Origin of the sequence: Nostoc sp. FACHB-280 (assembly GCF_014697615.1) — a bacterium.
In the GTDB taxonomy this organism is placed as follows: domain Bacteria; phylum Cyanobacteriota; class Cyanobacteriia; order Cyanobacteriales; family Nostocaceae; genus Nostoc_B.
Genome location: NZ_JACJSD010000064.1, coordinates 22,668 through 34,310, shown reverse-complemented (window position 1 = coordinate 34,310; position 11,643 = coordinate 22,668). Strand labels below are relative to the sequence as shown.

Below are 11,643 nucleotides of genomic sequence, written 5' to 3'. Positions count from 1 at the left end.
AGACGGGGTGAATGTGTCTAAAAATACGCTTTGTTATTCTATCCGAGACACTTATAGTCTGAAAGCCTTTCATATCAGTATTTTCAGCTTATCTTGCCCCTAGTGACAGCTTCGCTAGATCCACGCCTATTAGTAAAAAAACTCGAATATTAAAAGTGAACTATAAACTGGATACTCATTTCTGAAGCATATCATGGGTTAAAATCTCAATTTTTAGTTCAAATCACAATTTCGCACTCTGAGGTTTTTGTAGTACTAATGTCGTTCAAAGATGAATAACATTGAGGCTGGCTTGTTGGTCTTTGGGTGAGTTGGTTCCATTAACCTCAGTAATCTGTAATTCCTGAGATGAAATTCCCCAATCCATGACTCGACTGTTCTAAAGTACCAGGGAGCCGGATGAAACTCTTCATTTCCTATTCCCTGCCATGAAGTCTCACGCCACCCATTCTCGTATGCCACCTCACAACAAGCGATATGAGGATGCAGCGTTTGAATAATTATTTTGCCGTTGGGTTTTAACAGGCTTTGACCCGCATGAGCTATCTCAGCAAGGGTGTTTTCTCCCAGAATGGAAAAATTACAGATGAAGCAGTCAAACTGTTGTCTGCTGCCAAATCTCTGTGAAGGCAAATCACGATAGGAACTAACCACAAAGCGGTCATCGCCATTGCCGAGTGCTGTTTCGACCATTTGGGCAATGCCATCGACTCCCCAGCCGTCAAACCCACGCTGCCATAGTTCCCGACACAACCAACCTTCACCACACCCTATATCTAAGAATGTTCGTGGTTTTAGCTCAACTATGGCTTCTACAATCGCTTTGTCTGTGACTAGAGCGCGGCTTTCTAAAAGCTTTTGTTGAACTACACGCGTCCACGGTAGGGCATTTAGCTCCCATGAGGAGAGGATTTGTTGTTCGTTTGTGTCCATAGTTCAACTTCCTAGGCCAAAATTTCACCATTTTTCTGCTGACAATTTAGCCTGAAGTTTGGTTACGGGCTTTTATTGCATTCACTTTTGAACGTTCTTCAGGAGTCAACTGTTTCCAAACAGCAGATTTATATTCTTTAGTCCAGACTGATGCTAATTGCTCAATCATGTCCCAGGATTGCTCCGCAATACACTCCCTAATCAGTTCCACATTAGAGATTAGTTCCTCTGTTTCATTTGTAAATAGGGGTTTGGCGGAAGTGGAAGAGGCTTCGGGGCAGAGGGGCAGAGGGGCAGGGGTGAGAATACCTTCATGCTCCCCTGCTCCCCTGCTCCCTTGCTCCCTTGCTGGGTCTACACAGCAATTTTGGTTTGCTAAACCACTAGACTGCTGGCCTGATTCTTTTGTCAATAAGCTCTCTGGCATAGCAATAAGCTCCTCTGGCACGGCATTCACCACACCAGTTGAATCGGCTGGAGTGCTTGCTGGCACTTCATCGCACACCGACCACACCAGTTTCTCCCCCTCTACTTCATTTTCAAAATCAACATTGGGATTGATATCTGATTTTGACGACTCATTCCCATCCCCAGGATCAGCCCAATCGACATTGGCATTGATATCTGATTTTGGTTGTTGATCTAGATCGGCTTTTTGTTGACTATCATCATTTTTTTCATCCGACCCCTCATAACTGGTGTGGGTGGTGTGGAAGTCTTGATTTATAAGGCCTTGTTGGTGTGGGTTTGGTGTGGAATTTGGTGTGGAATTTTCACTTATTGCTATGGGTGTGCCAGTTATTGACATTGGCACATTATGACTAGGGTGTGGGGTGTGGGGTGTAGGGTGTGGGGAAGGCATTGGTTGAGGTTTCAAGCCTATGCCAATGCAGTCGTCCTGAAAAGACGAGGCTGGCGATAACGCGGTTGTTGGGGCTGTATTATCCCCTACACCCCACACCCTATCCCCTACACCCTGCCCCAACGGGGCTTGGTCAAAGCTAATTCCTTGCAGTGCTTGTAACTTTCGTTTACCCGATGGGTGGGGGACAGTGGTTAATTTGGCTTTGGGGAATAATGCTTTAATTCTGGGTAAGGCTTGGTTAATTGCCTTGACTGTTTTATCACTGGGCTTGGACTGTTCCTGCCAAATGGCTTTGACCTTGCCATTGCTAGATTCCTCAAATGACAAAGTACCGTTGTCGGTGTACCAATTCTCCAAACGTTGCCAGATATCAAAGGCGGTGACAATGCCACTGGGATTATAAGCCAACCCTGTGTCCTTACAAAATTGGAACAAGTGTGAATTTTCTGCCTGAATCTCCTCCAAGGCTTGCTGAGTGCAGCTGTAGTCAATCCCTTCAACGATTAATGCCTGTAGCCCAGCAATCATCTTGTTTAAAAATGCCGGGGCAACACACTCACGCACAAAATCCACGTCATAAGCAAACCGGGGGTCAGCTAGTAACTCATCGGGGTTGTTGGGGTCAGGATTGGTCTTAAATGTTTTGCGGAACAGCAGGGCGGTGATGCGGTCGATAGTGGCTTGAATTGTGCCGTGCAATGGCGGGGTTTCATTCAAGTTGAAAATGCCGATGGCTCTGGGGTCATATTCGATGTGGTCTTTGCCTTTACGCTCGGAGTGTAAGACGTTACCAGTCGCAAATAACTTCAGTGACTGAATCTTATCGAGTCGCGTAGTCTGTGGGTTCTCTGATGCCCAATTCACCCGGCTGTTGACCAAGGGAGCTAAGGCAAATTTTCGCCCTTCATCGTAAGCCACAAAGTCAGCTAAGGAGCAGCTGGTCATACCTTGATGACCGAAGATAGTAGATACTACCGAACGTATGGAATCCTTACCATTTGCACCCAAGCCACAAGCCAGTATTACCTTTGTTTCTCTTCCCCGACGCTTGCGAACTTCCAATAAATCAAGGCTTGCCCCCAGGTTTCTCAATAAGATTTGCTGTTGTGGCTCATCTAAACATTCCAGCAGGCGATCGCAGTGGCTTGAGTCAGCAAGAGGGTCATACTTCACCAATGGCTCATAAGTATAGAAGTGCTTGTCTGGGTCGTGTTCTTCTAAGACTGGCTGGGGTATTGGGGATAACCAGTCAATGCTTAACACGCCATTGGTACAGTTAACCCCTGGGGGATTGAGTAATTGCGGGTCAATTTCGACTCGCAGCTTCACCCACTCCAGCAACTCTTTGACCTTGTTGGGTTTGGCGTAGGGGTAGGTGATGACAAAGTTATCGCCGTTTTTCTTGATTACGGAATAGGAATTGCAATAATTGGTGATCCGCCGACGCTCGACGGCATCGGGTGAGTATCTGTAGCCTTTGCCATGCCAGTAGTACAGCTTGCCATCAGCACAGAGCCATTTTGTTTCGCCGTAAAGGGTGTTAAAGCCTTTTTGTAGGAATGTGCTGTCTGGCTCGGAGTCCAAATCCGCAACATCTATTGTGTTTTGGGCTAGTTGTTGTTGCTGTTGGGCTGTAACTTCTGCAATCTGCTGAAGTAGTAGCTCTACTAATTCATCGCCTGTCATGCCTGACTCAAAAATGTCTGCTATGTCTCCTTTATCTTGCAGGCTGGGTTGAATTCTTAGCAAGTCGATGGCAACAAAATTTACTCCGGCTTGGTGACAAATCTCTTTGATTCGCTGTTGTTTCTTCCAGCCAGTTTCGTCATTATCAGTGCAGTAAGCCAGTAAAAAATCTTTACCTGTACTGTGCTTGATTTGGGTTAATGAATGGAGGATGTCACCGTCGGAACTGCTACCCACCCAAGTAATGCTGGCTAAGTTTTCTAATCGGCTGGCTTCGACGCATTTTTCACCTTCATGGGCCAGCAGTACCGGGATGCCATCTGTGGCTTTAATAATGGCGATCGCTTCTTCTTGTCTGTAAGCTGGCCATTTTCCTTCTTTCTTCCAGGCAATCTTATTAGTGATGGGGTCAATTCGGCTGACGGAGAATGTTTTGACTCTGCCTTTGGGTGCGGCAGCACAAGGACAAGAAAATCTGTGAGCCTTCCGCCCGTTGCCATAGTCGTATTCAACAACTGTGATTTGTTTTAGTTCCTGTGGCGTGGCTCCCGAATCTGATAGCCTGATGACCACAGACTTAGGAATGAAATCAGGGGTTACAGGCTGTGGCGTAGTGATTTCACCGTTGAGTCTGCATACTCTTAACTGTGATGGGTCGAGATTTAAAACTTTGGGTGCTGCTGCTGGTTTTTTCGCCGTCAGGGGCTTGAATCTGGGTAGTGGTGTGTAAGTACCAAGTTTTCTTTCTTCTAATACCTCACTCCAGGGCTTGATTGCTTCTCTAATATCTCGGTGAAGGCAGTCATTGTAACAACTGTATTTGCCGTTGCTGGGGTTGATGCTGAGGTTGTGACCACCGCAGGCTGGGCAGATGTATTTATTTTTCTCTCTGGCTGGTTCTAGCTGGTCTACGAAATTGCGAATGTCGAAGGATGCGATCGCTCCTGTCATAGTGGAGCAGTCAACGGTTTCGTGTCCTTTCAGAAGGGATACCATTGTGAAATCCTTATGAGGTAAATGATGTGGGCTTTACCTCCCTTGAAGATTCACCAAGGCTTTAATCAAATTACTCTATAACCCGTTGCTACTGTTCGTCGGAACTGTTACGATTGGGTTATAAAGAAATTTAAATAGATTCTTATGAGGTTTGTCTTCTCGGACTGCTAAACAACTTGCGCTAACAAGTTGAGTCCAGGGAGGCATTCTTTTCTTATGTATATAGATAGACCAAATACTTAGAAAAGATGGACTAAGGGTATAGTCCTCTTTCATAATAATTGATCTCACAAAAAAATAAATAGTAAATTGTCACTTTCAAAAAGAAAATAAATAAATTATTTTCCTCAAAGCCTGACAATAAAAGCTTTTAACAAACTTTTCTTCATATTATAAACATGATTTTAATACCACTAATAATATTATTAATGGTAGTGGTATTAAATATAATTTGACTTATTTCATGGGCATTTAGAAGATGGATGTTGTATCAAATTTAATGAATTAGCCGTAGACAAATTCTTAATATTGATAATTATGTATTACTTAAAGGGTGAAGGTGTTAGCTTTTACCCTTCTGTTTCTGTTGCTGCTCTTGCACCCATTTTTCTATTAATTCTCCCGTAACCTGTTCCATCGTCACCTCTAGGTCAGTACAGAGTTTTTTGAATTCCTTGTGTAACTTCTTATCTATCTTCGTTCTTAAATACTGTTTCTCATTCTCCATAAAGTTTATATCGGTTTACCGGATAAATCCATCAGATAAATATTACTTTATCCTACGTATGAATCTATAACTTATTAGTATATTAATCCATTAACGGATTAACGGATTTATCCAAAAAAGGTGTTAATCTAGAGAGGTGAGCGCAAGACGGACGATAAAAGGCGTAAAAAACCAAATCTAGGACAAATATGTTGATAGGAAGATTATTAGCCTTGAAATAAACGTAAACGCTTGTAAGTAAAGTAATTCATCCAAAAATCAAGATAAGTGCGAAAGCCTTAACCGACATTCCTACCCTCCATCAAAGGTTAGCAACAGCCACATCTATATATATGCAATGTGGCTGCTACTAGCTTCATAGGAGAATGCAAGTGTACAACATTTACTTTGCAGACATTGGCAACTTCACCAGCATTACTGCCCTCAAAGGTGAAAAGCCCCGCGTGATGCGCTCAGTTTTTCAAGACGTGACCTACACCAGCGCCAGGGATTACGACACCGAGGATTCCCCCAGCGTCAAATTAGACAACAAAATACTAGTCTTGGGCGAACGTGCCACCAAACAGAAAAACCCGCAAACTGCCGCCGAGCGAGGCAAACAGTTACCAGAATTTGTCAAACCTTTCACCCTGGCAGGCTTGCGGCAAGATTTTGAGGGGACTGTGCGGTTCCTAGTACCAGAGCGTAATCATTGGGAAGAAGACACAATTCGTCAAACATTGATTGCCGACCATCAAATCACAGTCAACGGCAGAACCTATAAACACCGCATCAAAAATGTTGAGTTTTACCTAGAAACTGATGTGGCAGTGGTCAACTCTTACAAAAAAGGCTTCCTTGATATGGAAGGAGACACACTTGGCATAGACATCGGCGGTGGCACTACTAACTATGTTGTCATGACTCCCGGTGGTGAAATTCTCACCCGTCGTTCAATCCCCAAAGTGGGCGGTGTCTCCCTAGCTAACGACATCATCAACTCTGACTTAATGCAGAGTTACGCCAAGCGCGATAACGTTGCATTCAAAGTGGCCAAGATGATGGACGCTGTAGCTGACGGTTCCCTCACATACGGGCGAAAATATGATTTCAGTTCCGTCTTCCCTAGCTTATTAGAAAACTGGTTTAACGGGTTGATGGATGGGATTACCACAGCTGCTAATGACTATTTAGCAGATGTAACCAACATCATGCTGATTGGTGGATGTGCCAACTTAGTACGTCATAAATTGAGTGCCAAACCAGGGTTTTATATTCCTGTTGACCCTCATCTGTCCAACATTCAAGCATTGTTAGCTATGTGAAGAAATGCAAGTACGTTTAGCGGCACTTGTCGCCGCCAAAGTGGAGGGAATCAGAATTGCACTTGACTATTTAAAGTTGAGTGACACCGTAAATCTGCTGTTAGATGCAATCAAACATCAATGGGACTTAAAACTCTCTTCTTTGTCACAGATTGAGACAAATGAAACAAGAGTGAGACTAGATAAACGCCATTTAGATTGGTTGTCACAATACGGGTTAGAGCGAGGAATAAATATAGCCTCTGCCACAAATTTATTGATTTCGGAATACTTAGCAGGCAATGTCAGCAGTTTTCAAACACCTCTAACAAAAACTGTGATTCAACAGCCAGAAAATCCGCAAGAAATCACACCAATTGAACAAACACAAACAATAGATAAGCCGAAAGGTCAAGCATTGATGAGGAGTCTTAAATTATGAGTCAAACGCGCGTAGTCCTAGATGAAAAGCACCTACCGAAAGCCAAAGAAATCATTGAACAGACAGGAATCAACACTTACTCTCAGTTATTTACCATCCTATTGGTTAACTACGGTGACACCCTTGTTAAGTCTTTAAAAGGTAGCAATGAATAATTTAAATCTTGTCTACGACTCAACCCTACTAACGAATTCCAAAGTTTACCAAATTGACAGAACCCTCTACCAATACCTGCATAAAACCGGAACAAGAGAGCATCCAAAGTACCACTTTCGCCCTCTAGCTGGACAACGAAAGAAAGCTGATTTATTGCTCAATCACAAAGCTTTGACTACTCGCTGTTACGAAGTCTCAGGGATGTCAACTAGTGCAAGTGTCATCAGTCAAGAATCATTGCAATTATCAATTTTTTGAGGTGAATTATGAACGCTCAACCACTACCAGAATTGATTGCACAAGCCCAACAATTAGTAACCCAAATTCGGCAGCATCCACAATATCAAAGGTTGAATTTTGATTGTGATGTCACCCTTGGGGATGTCAGCCAATTTTTCAACACTCTGCAATGGTCAGCCGCAGATTCAACTGTGGATGTTTCGAGAGAGGATTTTCATCAATGAAAAAGCTGATTGATTATCTTGATAATGTCTTACAGGCAATTGCGATTGTACTGTTTATCTCAATCGGATTATTCGCAAGCGGAGCAATGATTTGTCATGGTTTAAATCTCATAGCTAACAACTATGCCCAAGATGCCTTGATTCGTCGTGTTAATTGGGCAAAGCATAGGGATTTTAGTATTGGCGGAATCTTTGTTTGTGGTGGAGGTTTCTTAGCCAGTGCAATAGCTAGAGCAACTTTCTCTGATGTTGATGAATAACAGAGGAGCGAACGCACAGCCTGAGAAACTACTGCGTTCGCACCCACAGATGTATCTCCGCAAATGTTGAATACACTACACAAGGATTTTACCAAGAATGAATAAACCAGTTGGCTACTTCACAAGCGTCATGCCGGGAGATGGTTCCTACTTAGATGAGCTTCAGCAACAGTATGGCAGCACATTTGAGCAACTAGGCAAGGTAGAAAAACTGTTGCTCCTACACTCTGTAGTCCAAAATCTCTTGAGTGCAGAGATAAATGTTCAAGGTGGTTCAGCAGCAGTAGAGGCACTTTCAACAGTCTCTCCAATTGTTCAAGGTATTCATAAACGAGTGCAGATTGGCGAACACCTGGGATTAGCAGAGGCATTAATTAATCAACTCAAATACCAACGCTAGGAGTAAAACATGGCTCGGAACTATGGAACCGCCAAACTCAAAAACCACATTCCCAACAATGCCCCTGGTACACTCAACGCAATGGGCAGTTTATTTGATGTCTCTGCCGACGACTTCAACAAAGCCGTTTTAGGCGACCAAACGGTAATCACCAAAATTGCAGATATGGCGCGATTGTCTGACACTGCCAAAGCTAATTTACCCAAGGCATTGGAGGCATATCGGAAGATTATCGAGACAAGCGGGGATGTGAATCAAGCCTACGCGGAGTTGGTGCAACTGACCCAGAAGCATGGAACGCAAACACTCAAAGCTATCAACTCATCGAAAATTGGTGAACAGCGTTTCAAAAACGAAGTGACCGAAATGCAGTCTGAACACGTCAACGCCACGACTGCCGAGGCAACCCGACACGCTCAACGGTCAAGCCTGATTCAAATATCGGGGGCGACGGCTGACTTAATGGCTCTAGCAAAATATGAGGCTGATTTAATCAAGGCATCCAACAAACTGCCCGAAGCCCAAGACACAGCAGATCGCGCTTATGAAAATGCCGTAACAGGCGCACTGTGGACAAACGGTAGTGAAGCCAAGACAGACCGCATACCCAAGCCTAACTACAGCCGTACTGCTGGCATTAGTCGTGTAGGGCAGTGGTTCCGTAATTTCATGGGTATCTAAGCCCTAGTTTGTGCTTGCGCCAGAGTACAGGTAGACTCTGGCTTTTTCTGTGTCACCCCAAGCGAGGTAAGTATGAACGAAATGGAATTTCTACTATCGCAGTTCCAAACCAATAGCGAAAAGTCCACACCTCTGATTTGGGGTGAAACTCCAGAAGAAAAACCGACCCCAGAGTTGGAAGACAGCGACCGCCTAGAGCAATCCATTCGTGATGTCTTCGCTAACAAGCAACTGCTAAACAAAGCATTGGCCACATTCTTGGGAGTGTTCACCGCCAATGCAGGAGTCAGCTTACTAACGAGTCTGGGGATTGGGGCAATGGCCTCTGGCACACTGGGCAGCATTGTATTAGGGCTATTCTTCGCCAATACCCTGACCAAGCTTCAATATGATGGACAAATCCACATTGACAAAGATTTTTTGGTAGCGACTGCCCAAACCACAAGTGTAGGAGCTTCTTTGTGGATTGCCTTTGACGAGTATCGGGCAGTTTCGCAAGCTTCGAGTGTAGGTAGGACACGGTTTTATCAGGAGGTTCAAAGCTACGAAGTTAAGCCAACTCCAAAGAATGAAACACCTTGGTTACTAATTGGGTTAGCTGGCTTTGGGTTGTTGGTGTTGGCAGCAATCGCCAGGGGGACAAACCAATGAAACGTAAGCAATTTGAAGACTACTTGCGTTCTGGTAATGCCAACAATATCACTGTGGGAGTGCTGGCGGCCATTGGGTTAATTTGTGGGGCAAAGTCGTTTACTGGCACTCAAATCAGTTTGGTTGAATATTGCTTCATCCCCAAAACACTAAAAAATCCGGTTAACCGTCAAAGGTACTGCACTCCCAACAAGCGGTACATAATGCCCGAAAGCGAGTTTAATGCTGAAGTTTACGCCCCAGCTAACCCAGAGTTTCAGCGTGATAACTTCTTGCCAACCAAAGCTACCCGCTTAAGAATTATTCCACCAAGCAACCCTCATAAGCCGATTTGGGGATTAGCTTCAGTGCTATTCGTTGGTGGAGCTTATGGGTTATCCAAAGCTAGGGAATGGCGATTAGTGCAACTAATACCAGAAGTTAGGGAAGAAACACGCACTAATTGGCTAATCGCCAAGCTCAGGGAAGGTCTAAGACTTTACAAGGAAAGCTACACCGCGCAGCTAGATTACGAATTCCATCAATGGTCAGAGAATCGACGGGTAAGAACAGCACAATTGTCAAAGATGACACCCGAAGAATTAGCCATATTTCAGGAACAGGTGAGGTTAAAGGCAGAAGCTGAGGCACGGGCGCAACTGCAACAGGCAACGGGACAGCCAGTCGGAGCATTACCGGGACAGTCGATGCAGGATGTTGCCAGGGGTGACGATAAAGTGACTGGCAGTGAACAGCAGACATTACAACAAAATAGCGGTGGAAGTCTTCACCCATCAGAAGCTCTTGCCCTCAATACTTTGCAAGCCCTAGCCAAAGCCGATAGTTCCACTGCTTTAGTCGCTGCACCCGGAAGCGGTAAATCAGTCACCCTCAATTATTTGATTGAGAAAATCCTTGCAGATTGCCCCAACGCTGATATCTGGGTGATTAGTGCTAAGAATGATAGTTTCTGCGGTTTACGAGAGAAAGAAAGGGTAATTGTTTTTGACGGGGAGAACCCAGACTTAGCCAAAGACGTAATTGATAACTTTTACAAAAGCTACAAACTAAGAAAACAGCTACCAGAATCACAGCGTGAATCCTTACCACCATTAATTCTAATCCTGGATGATTGGCTAGTAATTGCTGACTCCTTAAGCAAGCTTTACTCTGATTGGAATTACGGTAGTAAATTACTTGATGTTCTGCTGATTGGTCGAGAGTTTAATACTAAATTCATTGCTTCTCTACAGTCTTTTAATTTGGCAGCATTGGGCATTGAAAAGATGGATGCTCAAACTCGTATGTGCCTCAACTTGCTGCTGCTTGGTAATAGGTACATTAAGAACTCTAGGGAGCAAGAATCTTATGGAGTGTTGGAACTAATTTTAAATAGAGGTGACATTATTCCTGGTAAGCAAGAACGGGAGCAAATTAAATCTAAATATCTGGAAATCAAAACAGTCTCCTATCAAAACTTACGTCCAGTAATGATTGCTTCTGTTGGTGGTTTTGTAGTTGCATTAATGCCTAATTTATCTAATCAAGCTAATTCAATTGCTTCGGAGCAGGAATATTTAGATAGAGTATATGAGCTTGAATTTAATTTAACTGCTGCTCATCCTCCCCACACGAAACCATTGTCTGAGGTAGCGAGAAAGATTTATGAATACTTCCAGAATGTCAAGAATAAAACGCCAAAAACATTACGCGATTTGAAGAAGGCTGACAGATTATCTGGCTATTCAGAGCAAGAGTTAATTGATGGTTTAGCTGAATTAGTAGAGAGGCAGAAGATAAATTCTGACGGCAATGATAGCTACTACCTGCCTGATTGGTGAAAGTCCTGCCGTGATGCCGTGGTCATAAGAAGGGATGTTTAAGGGGCTTTTATGGGTAGACACGGCATACGGTACAATTACGGCAATCTATACCCTGTATAGGTCGTAGGCTACGGAATGACTACGGCAGCGCGAACAGCCACGGCAGAGACACCAATAATAAATCATCCGCTAAACAGTCCTTTATTATTAGAAAGTTGTCACGTTTCATGTTAATATTAACATCACATAAATCTCAACTAACAAAAGTATGAACGCACTTATTGTCTAGTTAAATTA

12 protein-coding genes are annotated in these 11,643 nt (G+C 43.8%); 10 read left to right on the top strand and 2 right to left on the bottom strand.

Features of this window, described 5'->3' with window-relative positions; translation table 11 throughout:
* Positions 1 to 255 precede the first annotated feature (255 nt).
* Together H6G75_RS29660 and H6G75_RS29655 are read right to left on the bottom strand one after the other, a co-directional pair.
* On the bottom strand, positions 256 to 933 hold the full coding sequence (locus tag H6G75_RS29660; protein ID WP_190983485.1) for a bifunctional 2-polyprenyl-6-hydroxyphenol methylase/3-demethylubiquinol 3-O-methyltransferase UbiG: 678 nt from the start codon (positions 931 to 933) through the stop codon (positions 256 to 258).
* 46 nt (positions 934 to 979) lie between these two features.
* Complete coding sequence (locus H6G75_RS29655; RefSeq protein WP_242051690.1) at positions 980 to 4,480, bottom strand: DUF5906 domain-containing protein; 3,501 nt, start codon at positions 4,478 to 4,480, stop codon at positions 980 to 982.
* 1,098 nt (positions 4,481 to 5,578) lie between these two features.
* On the opposite strand from H6G75_RS29655, the gene H6G75_RS29650 reads away from it, so the two are divergent.
* The 10 genes from H6G75_RS29650 to H6G75_RS29605 all read left to right on the top strand — a co-directional run bounded on the left by H6G75_RS29650 (position 5,579) and on the right by H6G75_RS29605 (position 11,364).
* Positions 5,579 to 6,511 carry a plasmid segregation protein ParM domain-containing protein gene (locus H6G75_RS29650; RefSeq protein WP_190983484.1) on the top strand — a complete coding sequence of 311 codons (933 nt, stop codon included), beginning with the start codon at positions 5,579 to 5,581 and terminating at the stop codon, positions 6,509 to 6,511.
* 4 nt (positions 6,512 to 6,515) lie between these two features.
* Positions 6,516 to 6,932 (top strand): hypothetical protein, encoded by a 417-nt coding sequence (locus tag H6G75_RS29645; protein WP_190983483.1) that lies wholly within the window; start codon positions 6,516 to 6,518, stop codon positions 6,930 to 6,932.
* Positions 6,929 to 7,087, top strand: coding sequence for a hypothetical protein (locus H6G75_RS29640; RefSeq protein WP_190983482.1), 159 nt, complete (start codon positions 6,929 to 6,931; stop codon positions 7,085 to 7,087). The genes H6G75_RS29645 and H6G75_RS29640 overlap by 4 nt, the downstream gene beginning before the upstream one ends.
* Positions 7,080 to 7,346: a hypothetical protein gene (locus tag H6G75_RS29635; protein WP_190983481.1), complete on the top strand. Its 267-nt coding sequence runs from the start codon at positions 7,080 to 7,082 to the stop codon at positions 7,344 to 7,346. The genes H6G75_RS29640 and H6G75_RS29635 overlap by 8 nt, the downstream gene beginning before the upstream one ends.
* An 8-nt stretch (positions 7,347 to 7,354) precedes the next feature.
* Positions 7,355 to 7,552, top strand: coding sequence for a hypothetical protein (locus tag H6G75_RS29630; RefSeq protein ID WP_190983480.1), 198 nt, complete (start codon positions 7,355 to 7,357; stop codon positions 7,550 to 7,552).
* Positions 7,549 to 7,812 (top strand): hypothetical protein, encoded by a 264-nt coding sequence (locus H6G75_RS29625; RefSeq protein WP_190983479.1) that lies wholly within the window; start codon positions 7,549 to 7,551, stop codon positions 7,810 to 7,812. The genes H6G75_RS29630 and H6G75_RS29625 overlap by 4 nt, the downstream gene beginning before the upstream one ends.
* A gap of 97 nt (positions 7,813 to 7,909) precedes the next feature.
* Positions 7,910 to 8,212 carry a hypothetical protein gene (locus H6G75_RS29620; protein WP_190983478.1) on the top strand — a complete coding sequence of 101 codons (303 nt, stop codon included), beginning with the start codon at positions 7,910 to 7,912 and terminating at the stop codon, positions 8,210 to 8,212.
* A 9-nt stretch (positions 8,213 to 8,221) separates the two neighbouring features.
* Positions 8,222 to 8,893, top strand: coding sequence for a hypothetical protein (locus H6G75_RS29615; RefSeq protein ID WP_190983477.1), 672 nt, complete (start codon positions 8,222 to 8,224; stop codon positions 8,891 to 8,893).
* A 72-nt stretch (positions 8,894 to 8,965) separates the two neighbouring features.
* A complete protein-coding gene (locus H6G75_RS29610) occupies positions 8,966 to 9,544 on the top strand; it encodes a hypothetical protein (protein WP_190983476.1) in 579 nt (192 codons plus the stop codon).
* Complete coding sequence (locus H6G75_RS29605) at positions 9,541 to 11,364, top strand: hypothetical protein (RefSeq protein WP_190983475.1); 1,824 nt, start codon at positions 9,541 to 9,543, stop codon at positions 11,362 to 11,364. Before H6G75_RS29610 ends, H6G75_RS29605 begins: the two co-directional genes overlap by 4 nt.
* Positions 11,365 to 11,643 lie beyond the last annotated feature (279 nt).